Source organism: Flavobacterium cryophilum (genome assembly GCF_048286555.1).
Taxonomy (GTDB): domain Bacteria; phylum Bacteroidota; class Bacteroidia; order Flavobacteriales; family Flavobacteriaceae; genus Flavobacterium.
In genome coordinates this window covers 122993-145868 of the sequence record NZ_JBLVPZ010000002.1, presented here as the reverse complement: position 1 = coordinate 145868, position 22876 = coordinate 122993, and the positions used below count along the sequence as shown (strand labels likewise).

Below are 22876 nucleotides of genomic sequence, written 5' to 3'. Positions count from 1 at the left end.
TAGCTTACAATGTAACAAATTTTAAAAAACAGCTACTTATTAATAATTCAAAAGTCTTTTGTACTTTTAAAATTTAATTTAATAGCACCCTGCGATCAGTAGGAGGTCAAAATCATATATTCTAATGGCAAACCCGTTAATCAAAATAACCAATATCAAACGCGATTTTGTACTTGGAAATGAAATCGTTTACGTTCTTAAAGGCATTGATTTAGAAATTAATAAAGGCGAATATGTAGCCTTAATGGGACCTTCTGGATCTGGAAAATCAACTTTAATGAATTTATTAGGGTGTTTAGACACACCTACTTCCGGGAATTACATACTCAACGGAAAAGATGTCAGCCAGATGAAAGATGATGAATTAGCCGAAATTCGAAATAAAGAAATAGGATTTGTTTTCCAGACTTTCAACCTTTTACCGCGTACCACCGCATTAGATAATGTTGCCTTGCCCATGATTTATGCCGGTTTCTCTAAATCAGAACGAAACAAACGCGCCACTGAAGTTTTGGATCAAGTAAATCTTGCCGACAGAATGGATCATCAACCCAACCAACTTTCGGGAGGACAACGCCAGCGTGTGGCAATTGCCCGTGCTTTGGTCAACAAACCCTCTATTATTCTTGCCGATGAACCTACCGGAAACCTGGACAGCAAAACATCATTAGAAATTATGAAACTTTTTGGAGACATCCACGCTAACGGAAACACCGTAATTTTGGTAACGCATGAAGAAGAAATTGCCGCTTATGCACATAGAATTATTCGTTTGCGTGACGGACTTATTGAAAGCGACACCACTAAATAGTTTTTTTTTCGGGAGCTTTTTCCGGCTATCCGCTCTATCTCTTTCTTGCCATTCTTCCTTCGTCTGAATGTCAAGAAAGAGGATGCCGCTTTTATCCGGGCTAGGAAATCCCCAACACAATACCAGCTAACATTCCAAATAATACCTACCCAAAAATGAAAATCGCTATACTAACCTGCGAAAAACTTCCCGATTTAAATCCCGAAGATCAAAAAATTATTCCGGCATTAGCCAAACATAATATAGATGCCAAACCAGTTATTTGGAGTGACAAAACCATCAATTGGACTGACTTTGATTATCTAATTTTTCGCAATACTTGGGATTATTTTGAAAAAGAAATCGAGTTTAAGATTTGGCTCGACCAAATAGAAAAACTAGGAATAAAAACGCTTAACCCTATTGAAATAATCAAGCAAAATATTCATAAGTTTTATTTGCGTGAAATGGAAAAGCAAGGAGTCACAATTCTACCAACCGTTTTTATTGACAAAACGAACCATCTCAATTTAGCAGAACTTATTCCACCACATTGGAAAAAAGCGGTTGTAAAACCGGCCTTTTCAGCAGGATCCTATCTCACCGAAGTTTTTGAAAAAGCAGATATTCAAGAAATAAGCGCTAAATATAAAAGTATAGCTGCAGAGAAAGAGTTGCTTTTACAGGAATTCATGCCCGAAATTCAAACATTGGGTGAAACTTCTTTTATTTTTTTTAATAAAAAATTCTCTCACGCAGTGAATAAAAAACCTGTTGATGGCGATTTTAGAGTACAGTCGTTATTTGGAGGAAAATACAATTTGGTTCAACCAAGTCTAGAAATGATTGAGAAAGCTCAAAAAGTAGTTGACACCTTTAAGGAAAACCTATTATATGCTCGTGTAGATGGAATTCTAATTGACAATGAACTCTGTTTAATGGAAATTGAATGCATTGAACCCGATTTATATTTCAATCTCAGTGAAAACTCACTGGAGCGATTTGTTACGGCAATAGTGGAATTAATACGCTAAATTTGTTTTTTAAATCAAATAAACGGTAGATGAAAGTATATACAAAGACTGGAGATAATGGAACAACAGCACTTTTTGGCGGAACCAGAGTCCCAAAAGACCATGCCCGAATTGAAAGTTACGGAACCGTTGACGAATTGAATTCTCATATAGGTCTGATTCGTGATCAGGAAATGAATGCGCATTACAAAGAAATTCTTATAGAAATCCAAGATCGTCTTTTCACTGTGGGCGCGATATTAGCAACACCACCTGAAAAAGAAGTGCTGAAAAACGGAGAACTTCGTTTGAAAAAGTTAGGAATTATCGAATCTGATATTGAATTATTAGAAAATGAAATTGACGCCATGGAAGAAGCATTACCGCCAATGACTCATTTTGTACTTCCCGGCGGACACTCAACAGTGTCATATTGTCACATTGCACGTTGCGTTTGTCGTAGAGCAGAGCGTTTAGCAGTTCATTTAAGCCACAATGAACCCGTTGCTGAAATAGCAATCAAGTACTTAAACCGACTTTCTGACTACCTTTTTGTGTTGGCACGAAAGTTGTCCCATGATTTGAAAGCCGCGGAAGTTCAGTGGATTCCGAGGAAATAAGATTTCAGATTGAAGATTAACGATTTTTAATTTCAGATTTACTGAAAAGTTAAATCTATATTTAATTCAAATGATTATCAGCGATTTAAAACCGTGAAACAGCATTTTTTAAAATCAAAAATCGTTAATCTGAAATCAAAAATCAGCAATCAACAAAACGTTCTTAACTTTAATAAAAAATAAATGATTTTTTACTTGTATTTTTCAGTAAAAAATTTATTTTTGCACAAAACTAAATAGACAACACATGTATTGGACATTAGAATTAGCATCATATTTAAGCGATGCACCATGGCCTGCTAACAAAGACGAACTTATTGACTACGCTATTAGAGCAGGGGCTCCATTAGAGGTAGTAGAAAACCTTCAATCTATCGAAGATGAAGGCGAGATATATGAATCAATGGAAGAAATTTGGCCAGATTATCCTACTGACGAAGATTATCTTTGGAACGAGGATGAATATTAAAAAGTAAATCAATAAAAAAGTCTCAAAAGAGGCTTTTTTTTGGTTTAAATTTACAGAATTACACAATTAGAAATAAAAATATATCATGAGTTTCATAAACAGTATCATTAAAGTCTTTGTTGGCGATAAGTCCCAAAAAGATGTCAAAGCTTTACAACCTTATCTCAACAAAGTAAAAACTTTTGAGGAACCATTACAAGTATTATCTAATGATGAACTTAGAGGTCGAACAAGCTTTTTCAAAGACAAAATAAAACAAGCTCGTTCCGAAAAAGACGCAAAAATTACTGCTTTGAAACTGGAAGTAGAAAGCATTGAAGATATTGACAAACGAGAAGATATTTACATCGCTATTGATGCCTTAGAGAAAGAAGCTTACGATATTTCGGAAAAAACCTTGATGGAAATTCTTCCGGAAGCTTTTGCCGTTGTAAAGGAAACAGCAAGACGTTTCAAAGACAACACTGAAGTAGTTGTAACTGCAAGTGAAAAGGACCGTGAACTTTCAGCGATAAAAAGCTACATCACTTTAGATGGCGACAAATCCGTTTGGGCAAATTCATGGAGTGCTGCCGGTAAAGAAATTACTTGGGACATGATTCACTATGACGTACAATTAATCGGCGGAATGGTATTGCATGAAGGAAAAGTAGCTGAAATGCAAACAGGAGAGGGAAAAACATTAGTGGCAACTTTACCGCTTTACCTAAATGCATTGACAGGAAATGGAGTTCATTTAGTAACTGTGAATGATTATTTGGCAAAAAGAGATAGTACTTGGAAAGCTCCATTGTTCGAATTTCACGGAATGACAGTAGAATGTATTGATAATTATCAGCCAAGTTCAGAAGGTAGAAAAAAAGCATACGATGCGGATATCACTTACGGAACCAATAATGAATTTGGTTTTGACTATTTGAGAGATAATATGGCTCATTCGCCAGAGGATTTAGTGCAAAGAAAACACAATTATGCTATCGTCGATGAGGTAGATTCTGTATTAATTGATGATGCAAGAACACCATTAATTATTTCAGGTCCAGTTCCGCAGGGAGATCGTCATGAGTTTAACGAACTGAAACCAAAAATTGAAAACTTAGTTAGTTTACAACGTCAACTGGCAAATGGATTTTTATCCGAAGCTAAAAAATTAATAAAAGAAGGAAATACCAAAGATGGTGGATTTCAATTATTAAGAGCGTACCGAGCGTTACCAAAAAATAAAGCACTGATCAAGTTTTTAAGTGAAGAAGGAATTAGACAATTGCTTCAAAAAACAGAAAATCAATACATGCAGGATAACAAAAGAGAAATGCACAAGATTGATGATGCATTGTATTTTGTCATTGAAGAAAAAAACAATCAGGTAGAATTATCTGATAACGGTATAAAATTTCTTTCTGGAGATGATGATTCGGACTTTTTTGTACTTCCGGATATTGGAACAGAAATTGCTGCGATCGAAAAAAGAAAACTCGACAAAGATGCAGAAGCGGAAGAAAAAGAAAAATTATTTCAAGATTTTGGTATAAAAAGCGAGCGTATTCACACATTGACACAACTTTTGAAAGCGTACGCTTTATTCGAAAAAGATGTGGAATATGTAATCATGGATAATAAAATCATGATTGTTGATGAGCAAACGGGCCGTATCATGGATGGTCGCCGTTATTCTGATGGTTTGCACCAAGCGATTGAAGCCAAAGAAAATGTAAAAATTGAAGCTGCTACACAAACATTTGCTACCGTAACATTACAGAATTACTTCAGAATGTACAACAAACTGGGAGGAATGACTGGAACAGCCTCTACTGAAGCAGGCGAGCTATGGCAAATATATAAATTGGACGTGGTAGAAATTCCTACTAACCGACCAATGGCAAGATTAGACAAAGAGGATTTTATTTATAAAACGACTCGCGAAAAATTCAATGCCGTAATTGAAGACGTTACCGAATTATCTAAAGCAGGAAGACCGGTTCTTATTGGTACAACTTCAGTAGAGATTTCGGAATTATTAAGCCGAATGTTGAAAATGAGAGGCGTTGCACACAATGTCTTGAATGCAAAAATGCACAAACAAGAAGCGCAAATTGTTGAAGAAGCCGGAAAACCCGGAGTTGTAACTATTGCAACCAACATGGCTGGTCGTGGTACCGATATTAAATTATCTGCCGAAGTGAAAGCCGCTGGTGGATTAGCAATTGTAGGAACTGAACGTCATGATTCGCGTCGTGTTGACCGTCAGTTACGTGGTCGTGCCGGACGTCAAGGTGATCCTGGAAGTTCTCAGTTTTATGTTTCTCTTGAGGACAACTTAATGCGTTTATTTGGTTCTGAAAGAGTGGCTAAAGTGATGGACAGAATGGGATTGCAGGAAGGTGAAGTGATTCAGCATTCTATGATGACTAAATCAATCGAACGGGCTCAGAAAAAAGTAGAAGAAAACAATTTTGGTGTTCGTAAGCGTTTATTGGAATATGATGATGTAATGAATGCACAACGTGAAGTGGTGTACAAACGCCGTCGTCATGCTTTGTTTGGAGAGCGATTGAAATTGGATATTGCGAATATGCTGTATGATACTTGTGAATTGATTGTTGAACAAAACAAAGCAACAAACAATTTCAAAAACTTTGAATTCGAATTAATTCGTTATTTCTCGATTACCTCACCTGTGACCGAAAGTGAGTTCAGTAAATTGAACGACATGGAATTAACCGGTAAAATATACAAAGCAACGCTGGAATATTATACGGAGAAAACAGAAAGAAGCGCCAGAGAAGCATTTCCTATCATAAAAAGCGTTTACGAAGATAAAAACAACCAATTTGAACGTATTGTAGTTCCTTTTACAGATGGAATCAAATCGTTGAATGTAGTTACTGATTTGAAACGCGCCTACGAAACTGAGGGCGCTCAGCTTGTTGCTGATTTTGAAAAAAATATTACGTTATCTATTGTTGACGAAGCTTGGAAGAAACACTTACGTAAAATGGATGAGTTGAAACAATCGGTTCAACTTGCGGTTCACGAACAAAAAGATCCATTACTTATTTACAAACTGGAAGCTTTCAATTTGTTTAGAGCAATGATAGACAATGTAAATAAAGAAGTGATTTCATTCTTATTTAAAGGCGACTTACCAGCTCAAGAAAATCAACAAATTCAAGAAGCAAAAGAAGTTCGTCAAAAAGAAGATTTTCAATTGAGTAAAGACGAGGTGCTGAATTCTGATGAATTAGCAACACAAAATCGTGAAGCGGGACAAACCCAACAACGACAAGTTACCGAAACTATCGTGAGAGATATGCCAAAAATCAATCGTAACGACAACGTAACGATTCAAAACGTGGCTAACGGACAAACACAAGAAATGAAATACAAAAAAGCCGAAAGCTTAATTGCTTCAGGACAATGGGTTATCGTGAATAAATAACCGTTTCAATACCTTAATTTAAATTCCCCAATTACGAAAGTAGTTGGGGAATTTTTTTTTATTCTGAATTTATTTCAGGATCTTTTTAAATGTTTATTTTAAATCTTTTTCAGGATTTATCCTGAATTTATTTCAGGAGCAATTTCCCGCCCTACACTGCAAGCTATTTGGTTTCAAACCCTTTTTCTAGCCGCTGTCAGGAGCTTCCTTTGGTCGCTCTGCCACCACCAGGCTTTCAACCGGCATAGGCTTTCCACTGCTGTCGGGGCTAGGAATTTTGTGGTAAATAAAATCGTTTACGGTTTACCGAAATGATCCTGCATGAAAAGAATATATGTTTGAAAACAAATGAATTGCTATTTTTTTATAAGTATTTTCAGCGATTTATTTATATATTTGAAAAAGTAATTAGTAGTTACTTTTGTGGCACAACCACCCACAAAAGGGGTTGATTACCGCCACTTTAAGGCACCTATTTACAAATTTCGTGCCTTAAAACCAACAATCACGTGAATACAACTGTACATTATCTCCTCAAATTTGGTGAAAAATCGCATATTCAAAATCTGTATGAAAACGGAGAAATTTATATGAATACTCTTCAAACATTTGCAGAACTAGACAAAAAAGAAGTCGGTGACAAATTTGAACGTACGGTTGAAATTAAAAATTTCGGTGAGAGCAATTTAAAGCTTACATCTGTGGCGACTGGTGAGACATATAATTTTCAATTACAAACCGCCCAGTATAGAAAAGATTTTCTTGGCGATTTAGGGAACATATATTCCACTTATTCACTTTCGGATCGATTATTAAATAGGAAAAAATTGCATCGAGTGGACAAAAGGATGATATCATTCGGCACGAATTGCTTACTAATCCACGATGTTCCTAAGTTTTTCGAATTAATTGAAACTGAACTAAAGAAACTTAATCTTACCTATTTTCACAATTTAGTTCAATATAAAAATTATAAAAAAAATAGTCATCAAATTACTTATTTCCAGAAATCTCATCTGTACAGTTATCAGCACGAACATCGTTTTGTGGTGCGCAATCAAACAAGTTTACCATTAATTCTTAATATCGGACCTCTAAAAGAAATTGCTGACATTTATAACACGAACGATGTCGTCCAAAAGATGACACTTGACATAGATTACGGTACATAACAATAGCTATAACTCATTGCTGGATTTGCATCGCGGATTTACTACCCGAAATAATGCTGTAAGCAAAGAATATATCTTAGAAAACAAATGAATTACTGTTTGTTTTTATAAGTATTTTCAGCGATTTATTTATATATTTGAAAATAACTAAAGTCTGAGGTTTATCAGGGATATCTTTCCAAATAATCGTGATAAGTCTAATAACATCAGATCTATATACTAGTTGGCGCGTAGCGAGGGAACGTTAGCCATAACACTAAACAAATAATAAATGAAAAAAATTTTTACATTTTTAACCCTAGGAATTTTACTTTTTTCTTGTTCTAGTAATGAAGAGGAAATTGTGAACGATCAAGATAATTTCCCTTTGATAACCAAAATGAGTCCTTACAATCTTACTTCAGAAAATCAATCTGGACTCTACACTTATTTTGAATATGACAATGCTAAACGATTAACCAAAAAATCGGGAGGATTTATTGAAATAGGTATCAAAACATTTTATTACAACGAAATATACACCTCTTTAATATATGACAATACTACAGTTACTGTCGAAAACTTCACAACATTCGTGGGAAAGTCTGTTCCTAAGGAATCTATTTACATTACTTTAAATAAATCAATGCAAATTGAGAAAAAAGAAATTCCACATGGTTACAATGACTCATGGCGTAGAAAACTTGTTTATTATTATTTAAACAATAAACTTGTGGAAATAAAAACAACTTTTCCAAATACACCATATACATTTCCCGATAATTATTTGTTGACTTATTCAGAAAAATTCAATTATAACTCTAATGGCAATTTAATTAAAGCTGAATATTTTGAGCAACGCAACGGAGTAAATAAAGGTGAAAAAATTGTTCGAATATTTGAGAATTATGATAATTCTATAAATCCTTTGAAAAGATTTTATTTATTAGATCAGTATTTCTACGGTTCAATCTCAAAAAACAATTACAGAAAATATACTGAAATACATTACGATGATGATGTGATAACTACAAAATATGAAAATAACTGGCAATATTTGTATGACAAAAACGGAAATATTTTGGTTAATTAATTATCGAAAAAATGCCCCGCTCCGCAAAGTATCCATTAAATCAATAAATTTTTCGTGAATGCTGCGCAAATGTCTCTGACTTTCCACAATTTTTAGAATTCGTGTTTACACCGATAAGCACTTAATCCATAGAAAATACAAGATATGTTTACATGAACCGCAACAATAATAAAGATACCAATGACACAGATATTCAAAATATAAAATAAAGAAATTTCCTTTGAACCACGATAGCACGGATTTGCAATCCGTGCCCACAACGACAAGCACTAATAAAAAGAAAATACAAGATATGTTTATTTCGTTCCTCGCAATAACCCCGTTTGCGAAGATTTGCAATTCGTGCCCACAACGATAAGCACTTAATCAAAAGAAAATACAGGATGTGATTGCTTCGTTCCTCGCAACGACTCAGCAAATCGTTAAAAAACAAAGTTGAGTAAACTAAACTTTGTCAAAATACGTACTACAATTCCTCCTTCGTTGGAAAGACAAAGCGATGGAAATATCTGTGACTATTTTTTTGTAACTTTGAATTTAAGAAATAAATGATATGGATATTCAATCTTCTAAAATAGAATTGGTAAAAATCATTCTCAACATTGAGAATGATAAATTTATCGAAAAAATTACGGAATTTATTCAAAAAGAAAAAGTAGATTTTTGGTGTGAATTGAGTGTTACTGAGCAGGAGGAAATCGAGAAAGGAATAAAAGAATTGAATAAAGGAAAAAGAGTTGAGTTCAACGACTTTCTTAAAAAAATCTCTTAGTGAAAGTCTTTTTATCCGAATTAGCTGAAAGTAAACTTTTAAAATTAAATGAGTTCCTTTTAAAGAATTGGAATTTGAAAGTTCGTAATGATTTTATTAAAAAGCTAACCTCTAAAATTGAACAAATTTTAAATCAACCTGAAAGTTGTCCAGAATCATACTTATTCAAAGGGCTTTTTAAATGTGTTGTAACAAAACAAACTACTTTTTACTATAGAGTAAACTTTGACAAAAAAGAGATTGAGATTATTACCGTTTTTGACACAAGACAAAATCCAGACAAGTTAGAAAAAGACATAAGATAAATTTGAAAACCGTTTCCCAACTTGGTTTTTATAACAATTGTTTGAATTTGCAATTCCTACCCGTGGCCAATCTACCTTGGATTCTCTTCAAAATACCTTTCCTCCATTCTTTTTGATATTTTTTATGAAATTTTTGGTTCAAGCCAATCTTTTTACCAAAATTTCATTTTCGGATAAATACCAATCAATGTTTGAATTGCGCAATCGGTTCGCTAATTTTTCAATGATTAGAACTGCTGAAACCGTGTTGAAATTAGCTTCTGAGCAACTGATAAAATATTCTCTTCATTAATTTCAGGTAGATTTGCAAGAGGAAACAATTGCTGTCCCGGACGGCTGACAAAAGCCGTTTGCCAACCTGCCCAATTTGCACCTGCAACATCCCAACCGTGGGCAGCGATCAACATACATTCATTCGGTTTTAATCCCATTTTTTTGGCAGCCCAATTATAAGTATCTGTATGTGGCTTGAATTTACTTACATCTTCAATACTTAACACATCGTCAAATAGATCATGAATCCCGGCATATTTAAGTTGCGTTGCTACCGCTTTATTGGATGAGTTGGTGAAGGCAACTAATTTAAAACCTTCTTTTTTTAACAGTAAGAGTGCTTCTTTCACTTCTGGATGTGCAGGCAATGATAAAATTGCGGCAACAGCATCTTTGGCTTGTTTATCCGTTATATCAATTCCATTTTTGTGGGCAACCATCACTAGTGCAGCCGCTCCAATTGTTCCAAAATCATGATATTGGTTTGCTACTGTTGTAACCAATGAATACTGAAGCATTGTAGTGAACCACAAGGACATCAATTCAGGATGACCTCCTAACGCCGCGCCAATACTTTCTTTCATCATATTAAGATCTAGCAACGTTTCATTTACATCAAAAAATAAAACCTTGGGTCTTTGTAAATAACCAACGCTATACTCCTCATTATTGTCCGTCTCCTCTTTTAATATTAAAATAGGCGCGCTAATTTCTTCGTCTCCAACTGGCAATGTAGTATTTATTAAGTCTTGGTTGCTATTGTTAAAGTCTTTCATTGTTTTTCTTTTTAAATCATGCGTTAAATAAAATATACGACAAAGTATCTTGTTTCGTGAAAACAGTACAAGTTACATGATATTTTTTAAAATAAAAAACATTAGCGTGCCATTATATGAAAGAACTATTTCACGTTTTCAGAAAAATAGCGTTCTTCAATTCGCTTGATGTCTTTTATAGAATTTTTGGCCCAAGCCAATCGTTTTTCTAAAATTTCATTTTCGGATAAATGCCAATCAATATTTGAACTGCGTAATCGAATGGTCAAGTTTTGAATAATAATAGCGGCTGAAACCGAGATATTCAAGCTTTCGGTAAAACCAACCATAGGAATTTTAAGAAAACCGTCGGCGCGCTGTAAAATTTCCTCGGATAGTCCATCCCTTTCTGTTCCAAAAAATAAAGCGCTCGGTTTCGAAATATCAAAATCTTCCATCAAACAATCATTCTCGTGAGGCGTGGTAGCGATAATCTGGTAGCCTTGACTTTTTAACGTGTCCAAACAATTCGTAATGTTGTCGAATGTGTTGATGTCAACCCATTTTTGGGCACCCATAGCAATTTCCTTATCTATACTTTTTCCATACCGTTGCTCGATAACGTTCAATTCCTGAATTCCAAAAATCTCACAACTGCGCATTACAGCACTAGTATTGTGCATTTGAAAAATATCCTCGACAACAATCGTAAAATGCTTGGTTCTGTTTTCCAATACTTTCAGAAATTTTTCTTTGCGGTTATCAGTCAGGATATTTTCGAGAAAATTAAGGTAATCAATGTCGATCATTAGAATATTTATTTTTGCAAAAATAGCAAAAAAGACTAGCTTTATACCTTCAAAAATAGATTCTGATTGCTGCTTTTGGGATTGTTCCATAAAAGCGGAATTATGAATGTTTGCGGAATTCGCGTGAGGGATAGAGGCGATATCCTTTTTTGGGCTTTTTAGCCAAAAAGATAAAGCCGAAAGCCCGACCCTTGCGGTCACGCCCAAATTGAAATAAAATGAAAAAGAAATTGGTGGTTTTGACAGGAGCAGGAATTAGTGCCGAAAGTGGCATCAAAACCTTTCGCGATAGTGACGGGCTTTGGGAAGGCCATAATGTTATGGATGTTGCAACTCCAGAAGGCTGGCATAAAAACCCCGCTTTGGTACTGAATTTTTACAATCAAAGGCGAAAACAACTTAAGGATGTACAACCCAATTTGGGCCATCTAATTTTGGCTGAATTAGAAGATTACTTTGATGTTTTCATTATCACACAAAATGTAGATGATTTACACGAACGTGCCGGAAGTTCCAATGTATTGCATTTGCACGGCGAATTATTGAAAGTAAGAAGTACTAAAAATCCAAATTATATTCGGGATTGGCAAGATGATTTGAATTTTGGTGATTTCGATGAGAACGAAAACCAATTGCGTCCACACATCGTTTGGTTTGGAGAGGAAGTTCCAGCGCTTGAAGAAGCGTTAACACTTACTCAAAGTGCGGATTATTTTGCCGTCATTGGAACATCGCTACAGGTATATCCTGCTGCGGGATTAATCGATTTCACAAGCAGAGAAACGCCCATTTTTTATATTGATCCAAAACCCATAAAAATTCCCAATCTTCGAAATCCGTTGGAAGTAATTCCTATGCGTGCCACGGAAGGAGTTGCTTTTATGAAAGAAAAATTACTCAATCAAATGCAATGACAACAACAATTGCAATGGCAAAAAATCAATTACAATTGCAATAAAAATCTAAACTTATAACCCATACCTTATAACTTATAACTATTTTTGTGCCTTTCGAACAAACAATTAAACAATGACTACTTTAAACGAATTGAATGCTATATCGCCAATTGACGGAAGATATAGAAACAAGACTATTTCGCTGGCTCCATTTTTCTCGGAAGAGGCCTTAATCAAATACCGCGTATTGGTTGAAATTGAATATTTCATTGCTTTGTGCGAAGTGCCTTTGCCTCAACTTAAAAACGTAAACCCAGATTTATTTGAAAGTTTGCGCAACATTTATAAAAATTTCTCTACTGAAGATGCGCTTTGGATCAAAGAAACAGAAAAAGTGACTAACCACGATGTAAAAGCGGTGGAATACTTCATTAAAGATGCTTTTGAAAAATTAGGCTTAACGGAATATAAAGAGTTCATTCACTTTGGATTGACTTCTCAGGATATTAACAACACGGCAATTCCGCTTTCAACAAAAGAGGCTTTCGAGAAAGTATACATGCCGTCTTTAATTACTTTGACATCAAAATTGAAAGATTTAAGTGTTGAATGGCGCGATATTCCAATGCTTGCCCGTACGCATGGACAACCAGCTTCACCCACTCGTTTGGGAAAAGAAATTGGTGTTTTTGTAGAACGTTTAGAAGAGCAAATGCGTTTGTTGTTCAACATCCCGTTTGCAGCTAAATTTGGCGGAGCAACTGGAAATTACAACGCGCATCACGTGGCGTATCCACAAATTGACTGGCGAAAATTTGGAGGAAAATTTGTGGAGGAAAATCTTGGTCTACACCACTCCTTCCCTACTACACAAATTGAACATTACGATCATTTCGCCGCATTTTTTGATGCGTTGAAAAGAATAAATACTATCATAATTGATTTAGACCGAGATATTTGGACGTACGTTTCAATGGAATATTTCAAACAAAAAATCAAAGCAGGAGAAATAGGATCATCGGCGATGCCCCATAAAGTTAATCCTATTGATTTTGAAAATTCAGAAGGAAATTTAGGAATTGCCAATGCGATTTTCGAACATTTATCAGCTAAATTACCTTTGTCAAGATTACAACGTGATTTAACCGACAGTACGGTTTTAAGAAATATTGGCGTACCAATTGGGCATACTTTAATCGCTTTTGAAGCCACGTTGAAAGGGCTGAATAAATTGCTATTAAACGAACCAAAATTTCATGAAGATTTAGAAAAAAACTGGGCTGTTGTTGCGGAAGCGATTCAAACGATTTTGCGCCGTGAAGGATATCCTAATCCGTATGAAGCGTTGAAAGGATTGACTAGAACCAATGAAGCGATTGATAAAAAGGCAATTCACGGCTTTATCACAACCTTAGAAGTTTCGGATGAAATTAAAGCCGAACTGATGCAAATCACTCCTAGCAATTTCTTAGGAATTTAAGCTTTACGAAAAAATTCGTTTTTATAAAATCCCGCTGAAAAGAGCTATTTTTTTTTCAACGGGATTTTTTTTGTTTAAAAAATCATACACCGTCGTATTTCGTTAGAATTATACTTTAAAAAAGTAATGTTTTTTATATCTTACCAAGATACACTCAAACCATGAAAATAAGTAAACGCCAATGAATACAGCAGAAACAGTAGCCAATGCATCACATCACTTACAACCTCTCATTAGTGATTTGGGATTAATTCTTATGACCGCTGCAGTGGCAGTTTTGTTATTTAAAAAAATAAAACAACCGTTAGTTCTAGGTTATTTAATTGCCGGGTTTTTGGCAGGAAATCATTTTGATTTTTTCCCATCCGTAAAAGATATTAAAAGCGTTGAAGTCTGGGCAGAAATTGGAGTAATCTTTTTATTATTTAGTTTGGGGTTGGAATTTAGTTTTAAGAAACTGATGAAGGTAGGTGGAACCGCATCGATTACGGCTGTAACACAAATAATTTCGATGGTTACCATCGGGTATTTAGTAGGCCAATGGATTGGTTGGAAACAGATGGATAGCATCTTTTTAGGAGTGATACTTTCGATTTCATCCACCACCATTATCCTGAAAACTTTTGATGAACTCGGCGTAAAAACCCAAAAATTTGCAGGAATAGTTATTGGTTCCCTTATCGTTCAAGATATACTTGCTATTTTGATGATGGTATTATTATCAACTATTGCGGTGAGTCAACAGTTTTCGGGAAGTGAATTATTATTATCCGTTTTTAAACTGCTCTTTTTCCTGACCATATGGTTTGTTGGTGGTATCTTTTTTATACCGACTTTACTTAAAAAAGCCAAAAACATATTGACAGATGAAATGCTGCTCATCATCTCACTCGCTTTGTGCTTAATGATGGTGGTTCTAGCGGCCAATGTGGGTTTTTCTCCTGCATTAGGTGCTTTTATCATGGGTTCCATAATTGCTGAAACTACTCAGGCAGAACACATCGAACATTTAGTTAAACCGGTAAAAGATCTTTTTGGAGCCGTCTTTTTCGTATCTGTGGGTATGTTAATTAATCCGGAAACGTTGTATGAATATGCTTTTCCTGTCGCCATTTTAACTTTTGTGGTGCTTATTGGACAATCCGTCAGTTCCACAATTGGTGCTTTACTTTCCGGGCAACCTCTGAAACAATCCGTGCAAACAGGAATGAGTTTATCGCAAATTGGGGAGTTCTCTTTTATTATTGCAACACTGGGAATGACACTTAATGTAACGAGTGATTTTCTATATCCTATTGTCGTGGCAGTATCAGCAGTGACCACTTTTACAACTCCTTTTATGGTGAAATTCTCTACTCCATTTTCTGAATATCTAGGAAAGAAATTACCTCGAAAATGGATCAAAAAAATCGAACGATACAGCGCCAATGCGCAATCTATAAAATTAGTAAGCAACTGGCAGATAGTCGTACGGGCTTTTCTGACACAAGTAGTTATCCATTCTGTAATCATCGTGGCTGTCATTTTACTTTCCTCTAAATTCATTTTACCTTTAGTGCAAGGATCACAATTTGGAAACATATTGGGTGCATTAATTACATTAGTGATACTATCTCCTTTTTTATGGGCACTTTCATTGCGACGTGTTGCGGTAAAAGAAGTAGCCATTTTAAGAGAGGAACGTAAATATCGCGCACCAATTGTAATGATGATTTTGTTACGAATGGTTTTAACTCTTTTTTACATCGGATTTTTATTAAATATCTTTTTCTCTCCCATAATTGCCTTTATTGCTTTAATAGCAGCTGTTGTCGTATATTTTGTTTTTCCGAAAAAATTAAATGCAAAATATTTTAAAATAGAAGATCATTTTTTGAAAAATTTAAATGCCCGAGAAATCAAAAAAGCGGTAAGAAGTCGCAGTGATTTAACGCCTTGGGATGGTCACATGACCATTTTTGAAATTGCCCCAACCTCGAATATTGCGGGGAAAACATTAGAAAAATTAGGTATCAGGGAGCTATTAGGAATAAATATTGCGTTCATCAAGCGGGGCGAAATCACTATAAATATTCCCAGCAGAAACGAAAGACTTTTTCCAGGTGATGAAATTTGCGTCATTGGCTCTGATATCCAAGTGGTCGCATTTAAAAAATATTTAGACCAAAATGAAATTGATGTTTCCCCGTTAGCAACTGAGTCTGATATTGTTTTACAACAGCTAGAGCTAATCGACCAAGCATTTATTGGGAAAAGTATACGTAGTTCTGAATTACGTGAAAAAACACGTGGTTTGATTGTTGGACTAGAACGAGGAGGAAAAAGAATTCTCAACCCAGAGTCAAAATTAATTTTAGAAAAAAATGATATTCTTTGGATTGTGGGCAGCAAAAAATTGTTAGCAAATCTTTCAAAGAATTAAATAAGGGGATTTGTTTTTCACAATCCCATTTTAATTGTAGTACTGCTGTCCAAAATGTAAATTCAAATTACATCCCTTCTCGACGAAAATTTAGATTTTGTTCAGAAGGGATTTTCTATTTAGTATTAAATATAGCATTAGAACCATAGTAAATCATTAAAATTAAGCAATATTTTATACCTTAGAGCAATTTTATTTCCATAAAACCATTGTAAATCAACATACTAATTATTTTAAGTAGTAAAAATAAATTTCATGCCGACTTATAAAATCTTAATCTTATTTTCACATCCGCTATTCGAAAAATCCCATGCGAATCAAGCTTTAGTGAAAAATATACCCGAATCAGAAAACATTACTTTTCATGATTTATATGAGGAATATCCGGATTTTGATATTGATGTAAAACGCGAACAAGATTTATTAAGTCAGCATGACATTATCATTTGGCATCATCCCATGTACTGGTACAGCTGCCCGCCATTGATGAAGCAATGGATTGATATGGTACTGGAGCACAACTGGGCGTACGGAAAAAGAGGAAATGCGTTGCAGGACAAAATTATTTTTCAGGTAATTACTACGGGTGGCGATAAAGAAAATTATTGTGAAACAGGTAGTGATCGATACACTATTCTTGAATTGCTGGAACCTTTTAATCAAACTGCAAAAGTGTGCAACATGATTTATTTGCCGCCTTTTGTGGTACATGGAACACATAATATGACCAAAGAAGATTATGAAAAAAATGGTTTGGTTTACGGTTATTTTTTGGACTATTTAGAGAATCACGAAATAGATACAGATGAAATTTTGCAACACCGTTATTTAAATGAATGGTTTGCCACAATATTGACATAACATGGATACAAATTTTTTACTCCAGGCAATCATTTATTTAACAGCTGCCGTAATTTGCGTGCCAATTGCTAAAAAATTAGGATTAAGTTCTATTTTAGGCTATTTATTAGCCGGAATAGTAATTGGTCCTCATGTGCTTGGTTTTATTGGGCAGGAAGGTCAGGACATAATGCATTTTGCCGAATTTGGTGTGGTAATGATGCTTTTTTTAATTGGACTTGAATTAGAGCCAAGCAAATTTTGGAAAATGCGGAAATTCATTCTTGGAATGGGTTCCATGCAATTAATTGGAACCACAATCATACTATTTCTAGGATGTCTTTTATTTATGGACTGGATATGGGAAACTGCATTAGCGATTTCGCTAGCGTTGGCTTTATCTTCTACCGCGATTGTATTGCAAACATTAAAAGAAAAAGGATTGTCAAACACTTCCGTAGGACGTTCCTCATTTGCAGTCCTACTTTTTCAAGACATTGCTGTAATTCCAATTTTAGCCTTTTTACCTCTTTTATCCACAGTAAATCTTGAGGCAATAAATGATGCGCCACAATCCCTAATTACAGGTTATGCGAGCTGGCTACAAACGGTAATCGTAATCGGAATTGTTTCTACAATCTATTTTGCAGGCCGCTTTTTGTTTGTTCCCTTATTGCATATAATCGCAAAAACCCGATTACAAGAATTGTTTACAGCGACATCATTACTATTGGTCGTTGGTGTTTCGTACATGATGCAATTAATTGGATTAAGTCCTGCGCTTGGTGCTTTTATGGCTGGTGTCGTACTGGCCAACTCTGAGTTTCGTCACGAATTAGAAGGAGATATTGCACCATTTAAAGGATTGCTTTTAGGCTTATTCTTTTTAGGTGTAGGTGCTTCAATAAACTTTCAATTAATTATTAATAATCCGTTCTTTATTTTTCTTTTTGGAGCAATTCTAACTTTAGTAAAATTCATAGTTCTGTATTTAACCAGTCGATTTTACAAAAAGAAATTGGATCAAAACTTACTGTTTGCATTTGGTTTAAGCCAAGCGGGAGAATTTGGTTTTGTGATCATGAGTTTTTGCATGCAATTAAATATTGTACCTACCGTTTTAGCCAATCAAATTATGGCCGTCATAGCCATGAGTATGGTTGCAACTCCTTTTTTACTTTTAATAAATGAGCGACTAATTTATCCAAATACTAGAAGTCAGGAAAAAGAAGTAAAAAAAGACAACGATTATATTGATGAGGACAATCCCGTGATCATAGCTGGTTTTGGGCATTTTGGAAGTACAGTCGGGCGATTATTAAGAGCTAACCAAATAAAATCAACTATTCTGGATTATGATTCAGACCGTATCGATTTACTGCGAAAGATGGGTTTTAAAGTCTATTATGGAGATGCAACCCGATTAGAACTATTAAAAGCCGCCGGTTGTGAAAATGCAAAAGTATTTATCGCCGCCATCGATAATCCAACCGTAAATCTACAAGTAATAGAAACCTTAAAGAAGCACTTTCCCAATTTAAAAATCTTAACGCGTGCCCGAAACCGAAATGACGCTTATGAATTAATTGATCATAAGGTGGAACATATTTATAGGGAAACATTATACAGCGCTGTAAATATGGGTGTTGATGCATTAGTCGAATTAGGACTTCGAAAATATACAGCAACAAGACAAGGCCAACAATTTATAAAATACGACGAAATTACCACGCGCAAATTAGCCGAAAAACGTCACGATAAAATGGCATACATGATTACCATAAGGGAAGAAATTGAATTACAGGAACAATTACTAAAAAGTGATATCTATTCACAAGTTGCAGCAACCAATCACAGTTGGGACAGCCAACATTTAAAAAACAATCTGGCAGACTTGTCGGACTCATCCGAATTACAAAGCTAAAGCTCTACTACTAAAAAAGCATAATTAACACCCTTTAAACGGAATTAATTATGCTGATTTTTTATAATTTTAAAAGGTATTATCTAGAATAATTGGGAGCTTCTTTTGTAATCGTTACGTTATGAGGATGACTTTCATTGATTCCGCTTGCTGTAATACGAACAAAACGTCCTGTTTCCTGTAATGTTGGAATATCTTTTGAACCGCAATAACCCATTCCAGCACGAAGACCACCAATAAATTGTTGCATACTTTCGTTCAACTCTCCTTTATAAGGAACACGCCCCACAATTCCTTCCGGAACCAGCTTTTTCACATCATCTTCCACATCTTGAAAATAACGGTCTTTTGAACCTTCTTGCATTGCTTCAACAGAACCCATACCACGGTATGACTTAAATTTTCTTCCTTCGAAAATAATAGTTTCACCAGGAGATTCCATCGTACCAGCAAGTAATGAACCCAACATTACACAATCAGCACCTGCAGCAATAGCTTTTGGAATATCTCCAGTGTAACGAATTCCACCATCAGCAATTACTGGAACTCCAGAACCTTTGATAGCCGCAGCTACTTCAAGAACAGCTGAAAACTGAGGAAAACCAACACCGGCAACAATACGAGTCGTACAAATAGACCCTGGACCAATACCTACTTTTACTCCATCTGCACCATTTTCAACAAGATATTTGGCTGCTTCAGCAGTGGCAATATTACCAACAATAACGTCTAATTCCGGAAATTTAGCTTTAACTAATTTTAATACATCGACAACTCCTTTTGTGTGTCCGTGAGCGGTATCGATTATAACCGCATCTACCCCGGCCTTAACCAAAGCAGTAGCTCTTTCAACTGCATCTGCAGTTACACCTAACGCAGCAGCTACACGTAAACGTCCGTATTTGTCTTTGTTTGCATTTGGTTTTTGAGTCAATTTAGTGATGTCCCTAAAGGTAATCAGACCCACTAATTTATAATCAGCATTTACTACTGGAAGTTTTTCAATTTTATGACCTTGTAAAACTACTTCTGCCTGTTCCAAAGACGTACCTTCAGCAACAGTTACTAAGTTTTCACTAGTCATCACCTCAACAATAGGTCTTGAACTATTTTTTTCGAAACGTAAATCTCTATTTGTAACAATTCCTTTTAATATTTGGTTTTCATCTACAATTGGAATACCACCAATACCAAATTCTTTCATTGCACTTTTAGCATCTGCAACGGTAGAAGTCAATGGCAAAGTAACCGGATCGATAATCATTCCTGACTCTGCACGTTTTACTTTTCTAACTTTCGCAGCTTGTTGCTCGATAGTCATATTTTTATGTAAAACACCAATTCCGCCTTCTTGCGCCATAGCAATTGCCATTGCACTTTCGGTAACTGTATCCATAGCAGCAGACACAATAGGAACATTAAGTGTAATATTTCTTGAAAATTTAGATTGAATACTCACTTCGCGAGGAAGCACATTTGAGTAATTGGGAACTAACAGAACATCATCGTAAGTTAATCCTTCACCGATAATCTTAGAGTTGTGTGCGATCATTGCAATTGTAGTTGGAGTTTAATTGCGTGCAAATATAGATAATTTTAAGCAAAAAATCGCTATCAAGTTCCAATAAATAATTAAATTGTAGTTCAAAGTCAATTATTTGGTCCTAAATTATTCTTTGGATTGCAATCAAGAAAATTTGATTCATTCGTTTTTCAAGGACAGAATGAATAGAAAATTACAGCAGATTTAATCGACAAAAATTCAAATACAAACCCAATATTATTTTTTATTATTCTTAAAAATAACATTAAGCCCTAGCTGAAAAGATAAACTATTGGCTTTACTGACATCGTTATATTCCAATAGATTATCAGCAAGAACGTAGAAATTAACCGGTCCAAACATACTGGATAATCCCAATCCTACATTTTTGTAGGAATAGGAATCTATGGTATACGTTGCCTTCATTTGGAACGAATTGAAAATTTTTCTTCTATAATAAGTCGTAAAAGCTACTAAAGGCGTTCTCGGTGTAGACAATACGAATAATTGTGCACCTACAGCACTTTTATAAATAGTTTCAGGATCATAATGAAGACAATTGCAGTCTTCAGATACTTCTTCTTCGAATGAAAATTGAACGGAAGTATTGAATTTTGTTGGTCTCCAAGTTGTGTAATCGGCGTATAAGGTATCCAAGGGAATCGCATCCTTAAATTCCTGAAAGTCATCTTCTCCTATTCCTCCAGAATTGAATTTGGGAAGCACACCTTCATATTTGTACGTCCCCTTTAAAGTCAAATTTTCAACTTCTTTGGTATGTTTTATAAAACCAAAATCAATTACACTTGCTGTTAATTGAATATTTTTCTTTGGATAATAAGTTAAACCAGCATCAAATCCCAAACCTAAATTACCTCCTAAAAAAGCTCTTTTAGTGATATCTTTCACCACATTGGAATCATCATCAGCATCATCATATTTAGCAATCCCTGATGTATTGAGTTGTAAATCCGAATAAATCATTTGTTCATAAACCCCCTGTGTGGAGGGAATTGTATAAATATATCCTGAATTATTAGTTGAATTGACATTATAAATACTAGAATAAATCTTTCCGCGCGCTCCCAAAATTAATTTTTCATTTATATTTTTATGAAATCCAAGATGAAAAACTGTAAGCATATCTGCATTTACATTTAAATCCCCTAAATTGAATACTTTGCCCAAATAATTTTGATTTCCATCCAAAGCTAAAATTGCAATATCTTTAGGAATATAACTCATAAAATCAAATTCTTGGTACACCCCAAAAGAAACAAAGGAATCTCCTTGATCTCCCGCTATTTTAAATCCTCCGTTAAATAATTCTATTTGTTCGTTTATGGCTACTCTATCTTTTCGTGTTGTGGAAAATACTACATTTCGCAGTTTTACATTAAAGTCTACGCCATTATCAGCAAATAAATCGTACGCGGAGAATCCACTAGAACCTACATTGGCAGAAATACCAGACAGCAGAGGAATTCCTAAATACCAATCGTATTTGACATCACCGCCCGGATTAGCCAGCAATGACTGGGGTACTGAAGTGAAATTATATAAAATCTGTTTGTTTTGTGAAAAGCAACCTACTGTTAGAAACAGAGCAAAAATCAAAATTATTTTTCTCATTCCAGTATAAAATAAGCGGTTATTCCTGAACGTAATTTTAAACTTCCCGTGCTGCTTTCGCTTAATTGGGGTCCCGAAAGCATGGTGAGCGTGAAGGCAATGTTAGTCGTTCTCTTTAATAAATCCAATGAAGCGTTTTCAAATATTTCAGTTTTTGTAACTAAATTTTCTGCACCGGAATAAGCTCGTAAGAAAAAGTTTGTGGAATGAACTGGCTGATTATTTCGGTCCATAAACACTAAATCTATTTTGTAATCTCTTCTTATAGTATTGTTAAATTCAAAAAAAATATCAACTCTCTTTAAATTATCCCTGAAAAATTTTTCATTGAATATCGCAACAGTTGGCGCAGCATAAATTACGTTTTGTTCAACACCTCCAGTTACAAATTGATTTGCCTGAATATCAAAATAAGCTAAATTTGATATAAACACAGGTTCTAATTTTATGTCATTTACTTGATTATAATCTAAATCACTTGCGCAAGAAGACAAAAATAAGATCAGCATTGGTATGCTTATCAGTCTACGGATGGCTCTTAGTTTCATCATATTAGTCTATTAAAAATAAATTGGGGAACTGAATAACTAACGTATTAATCATTAACATATTATTTGTAAGATCTAGAGCGCAACTACGAATATCACTTT

19 protein-coding genes are annotated in these 22876 nt (G+C 34.8%); 14 read left to right on the top strand and 5 right to left on the bottom strand.

What is annotated here, in order from left to right; translation table 11 throughout:
* The first annotated feature begins 124 nt into the window (after positions 1 to 124).
* The 9 genes from ACNQGJ_RS06035 (at position 125) to ACNQGJ_RS05995 (ending at position 9652) form a co-directional block, all read left to right on the top strand.
* On the top strand, positions 125 to 811 hold the full coding sequence (locus tag ACNQGJ_RS06035; RefSeq protein WP_417972184.1) for an ABC transporter ATP-binding protein: 687 nt from the start codon (positions 125 to 127) through the stop codon (positions 809 to 811).
* A gap of 155 nt (positions 812 to 966) precedes the next feature.
* Positions 967 to 1824 (top strand): ATP-grasp domain-containing protein, encoded by an 858-nt coding sequence (locus tag ACNQGJ_RS06030; RefSeq protein ID WP_417972182.1) that lies wholly within the window; start codon positions 967 to 969, stop codon positions 1822 to 1824.
* Between the two features lie 29 nt (positions 1825 to 1853).
* The gene (locus ACNQGJ_RS06025) at positions 1854 to 2423 is read left to right on the top strand and encodes a cob(I)yrinic acid a,c-diamide adenosyltransferase (RefSeq protein WP_417972180.1); all 570 of its coding nucleotides are present in this window, start codon (positions 1854 to 1856) and stop codon (positions 2421 to 2423) included.
* A gap of 247 nt (positions 2424 to 2670) precedes the next feature.
* Entirely contained in the window at positions 2671 to 2892 is a 222-nt protein-coding gene (locus ACNQGJ_RS06020; RefSeq protein ID WP_007138072.1) for a DUF2795 domain-containing protein, read from the top strand.
* 85 nt (positions 2893 to 2977) lie between these two features.
* Entirely contained in the window at positions 2978 to 6331 is a 3354-nt protein-coding gene (gene secA / locus ACNQGJ_RS06015) for a preprotein translocase subunit SecA (RefSeq protein ID WP_417972178.1), read from the top strand.
* A gap of 509 nt (positions 6332 to 6840) precedes the next feature.
* Entirely contained in the window at positions 6841 to 7503 is a 663-nt protein-coding gene (locus ACNQGJ_RS06010; protein ID WP_417972176.1) for a hypothetical protein, read from the top strand.
* Positions 7504 to 7774: 271 nt separating this feature from the next.
* The gene (locus ACNQGJ_RS06005; protein ID WP_417972174.1) at positions 7775 to 8575 is read left to right on the top strand and encodes a hypothetical protein; all 801 of its coding nucleotides are present in this window, start codon (positions 7775 to 7777) and stop codon (positions 8573 to 8575) included.
* A 553-nt stretch (positions 8576 to 9128) separates the two neighbouring features.
* Positions 9129 to 9347 carry a hypothetical protein gene (locus tag ACNQGJ_RS06000; RefSeq protein ID WP_417972172.1) on the top strand — a complete coding sequence of 73 codons (219 nt, stop codon included), beginning with the start codon at positions 9129 to 9131 and terminating at the stop codon, positions 9345 to 9347.
* On the top strand, positions 9347 to 9652 hold the full coding sequence (locus tag ACNQGJ_RS05995; RefSeq protein ID WP_417972170.1) for a type II toxin-antitoxin system RelE/ParE family toxin: 306 nt from the start codon (positions 9347 to 9349) through the stop codon (positions 9650 to 9652). Before ACNQGJ_RS06000 ends, ACNQGJ_RS05995 begins: the two co-directional genes overlap by 1 nt.
* A gap of 227 nt (positions 9653 to 9879) precedes the next feature.
* Here ACNQGJ_RS05995 and ACNQGJ_RS05990 read toward each other — a convergent pair whose 3' ends face one another.
* Positions 9880 to 10701, bottom strand: a complete 822-nt coding sequence (locus ACNQGJ_RS05990) for a haloacid dehalogenase type II (protein ID WP_417972168.1) — start codon at positions 10699 to 10701, stop codon at positions 9880 to 9882.
* 125 nt (positions 10702 to 10826) lie between these two features.
* Positions 10827 to 11489, bottom strand: coding sequence for a TrmH family RNA methyltransferase (locus tag ACNQGJ_RS05985; protein ID WP_417972369.1), 663 nt, complete (start codon positions 11487 to 11489; stop codon positions 10827 to 10829).
* A gap of 218 nt (positions 11490 to 11707) precedes the next feature.
* Between ACNQGJ_RS05985 and ACNQGJ_RS05980 the strand changes: the two genes are divergently transcribed.
* The 5 genes from ACNQGJ_RS05980 to ACNQGJ_RS05960 all read left to right on the top strand — a co-directional run bounded on the left by ACNQGJ_RS05980 (position 11708) and on the right by ACNQGJ_RS05960 (position 19051).
* A complete protein-coding gene (locus tag ACNQGJ_RS05980; protein ID WP_417972166.1) occupies positions 11708 to 12403 on the top strand; it encodes an SIR2 family NAD-dependent protein deacylase in 696 nt (231 codons plus the stop codon).
* 115 nt (positions 12404 to 12518) lie between these two features.
* A complete protein-coding gene (gene purB / locus ACNQGJ_RS05975; protein ID WP_417972164.1) occupies positions 12519 to 13865 on the top strand; it encodes an adenylosuccinate lyase in 1347 nt (448 codons plus the stop codon).
* A gap of 181 nt (positions 13866 to 14046) precedes the next feature.
* Positions 14047 to 16287 carry a cation:proton antiporter domain-containing protein gene (locus ACNQGJ_RS05970; RefSeq protein WP_417972162.1) on the top strand — a complete coding sequence of 747 codons (2241 nt, stop codon included), beginning with the start codon at positions 14047 to 14049 and terminating at the stop codon, positions 16285 to 16287.
* A gap of 255 nt (positions 16288 to 16542) precedes the next feature.
* Positions 16543 to 17148 (top strand): NAD(P)H-dependent oxidoreductase, encoded by a 606-nt coding sequence (locus ACNQGJ_RS05965; RefSeq protein WP_417972160.1) that lies wholly within the window; start codon positions 16543 to 16545, stop codon positions 17146 to 17148.
* Between the two features lies 1 nt (position 17149).
* Complete coding sequence (locus ACNQGJ_RS05960; protein WP_417972158.1) at positions 17150 to 19051, top strand: monovalent cation:proton antiporter-2 (CPA2) family protein; 1902 nt, start codon at positions 17150 to 17152, stop codon at positions 19049 to 19051.
* Positions 19052 to 19130: 79 nt separating this feature from the next.
* Here ACNQGJ_RS05960 and guaB read toward each other — a convergent pair whose 3' ends face one another.
* The 3 genes from guaB to ACNQGJ_RS05945 all read right to left on the bottom strand — a co-directional run bounded on the left by guaB (position 19131) and on the right by ACNQGJ_RS05945 (position 22777).
* Positions 19131 to 20603 carry an IMP dehydrogenase gene (gene guaB, locus ACNQGJ_RS05955; RefSeq protein ID WP_417972156.1) on the bottom strand — a complete coding sequence of 491 codons (1473 nt, stop codon included), beginning with the start codon at positions 20601 to 20603 and terminating at the stop codon, positions 19131 to 19133.
* Between the two features lie 228 nt (positions 20604 to 20831).
* Positions 20832 to 22226: a DUF5723 family protein gene (locus tag ACNQGJ_RS05950; protein ID WP_417972154.1), complete on the bottom strand. Its 1395-nt coding sequence runs from the start codon at positions 22224 to 22226 to the stop codon at positions 20832 to 20834.
* Positions 22223 to 22777 (bottom strand): hypothetical protein, encoded by a 555-nt coding sequence (locus ACNQGJ_RS05945; protein ID WP_417972152.1) that lies wholly within the window; start codon positions 22775 to 22777, stop codon positions 22223 to 22225. The genes ACNQGJ_RS05950 and ACNQGJ_RS05945 overlap by 4 nt, the downstream gene beginning before the upstream one ends.
* Positions 22778 to 22876 lie beyond the last annotated feature (99 nt).

Coding starts and splice junctions, on each gene's coding strand:
- ACNQGJ_RS06035 (WP_417972184.1), top strand. CDS start 125: ATGGCAAACCCGTTAATCAAAATAACCAATATCAAACGCGATTTTGTA.
- ACNQGJ_RS06030 (WP_417972182.1), top strand. CDS start 967: ATGAAAATCGCTATACTAACCTGCGAAAAACTTCCCGATTTAAATCCC.
- ACNQGJ_RS06025 (WP_417972180.1), top strand. CDS start 1,854: ATGAAAGTATATACAAAGACTGGAGATAATGGAACAACAGCACTTTTT.
- ACNQGJ_RS06020 (WP_007138072.1), top strand. CDS start 2,671: ATGTATTGGACATTAGAATTAGCATCATATTTAAGCGATGCACCATGG.
- secA (WP_417972178.1), top strand. CDS start 2,978: ATGAGTTTCATAAACAGTATCATTAAAGTCTTTGTTGGCGATAAGTCC.
- ACNQGJ_RS06005 (WP_417972174.1), top strand. CDS start 7,775: ATGAAAAAAATTTTTACATTTTTAACCCTAGGAATTTTACTTTTTTCT.
- ACNQGJ_RS06000 (WP_417972172.1), top strand. CDS start 9,129: ATGGATATTCAATCTTCTAAAATAGAATTGGTAAAAATCATTCTCAAC.
- ACNQGJ_RS05990 (WP_417972168.1), bottom strand. CDS start 10,701: ATGAAAGACTTTAACAATAGCAACCAAGACTTAATAAATACTACATTG.
- ACNQGJ_RS05985 (WP_417972369.1), bottom strand. CDS start 11,489: ATGATCGACATTGATTACCTTAATTTTCTCGAAAATATCCTGACTGAT.
- ACNQGJ_RS05980 (WP_417972166.1), top strand. CDS start 11,708: ATGAAAAAGAAATTGGTGGTTTTGACAGGAGCAGGAATTAGTGCCGAA.
- purB (WP_417972164.1), top strand. CDS start 12,519: ATGACTACTTTAAACGAATTGAATGCTATATCGCCAATTGACGGAAGA.
- ACNQGJ_RS05970 (WP_417972162.1), top strand. CDS start 14,047: ATGAATACAGCAGAAACAGTAGCCAATGCATCACATCACTTACAACCT.
- ACNQGJ_RS05965 (WP_417972160.1), top strand. CDS start 16,543: ATGCCGACTTATAAAATCTTAATCTTATTTTCACATCCGCTATTCGAA.
- ACNQGJ_RS05960 (WP_417972158.1), top strand. CDS start 17,150: ATGGATACAAATTTTTTACTCCAGGCAATCATTTATTTAACAGCTGCC.
- guaB (WP_417972156.1), bottom strand. CDS start 20,603: ATGATCGCACACAACTCTAAGATTATCGGTGAAGGATTAACTTACGAT.
- ACNQGJ_RS05950 (WP_417972154.1), bottom strand. CDS start 22,226: ATGAGAAAAATAATTTTGATTTTTGCTCTGTTTCTAACAGTAGGTTGC.
- ACNQGJ_RS05945 (WP_417972152.1), bottom strand. CDS start 22,777: ATGATGAAACTAAGAGCCATCCGTAGACTGATAAGCATACCAATGCTG.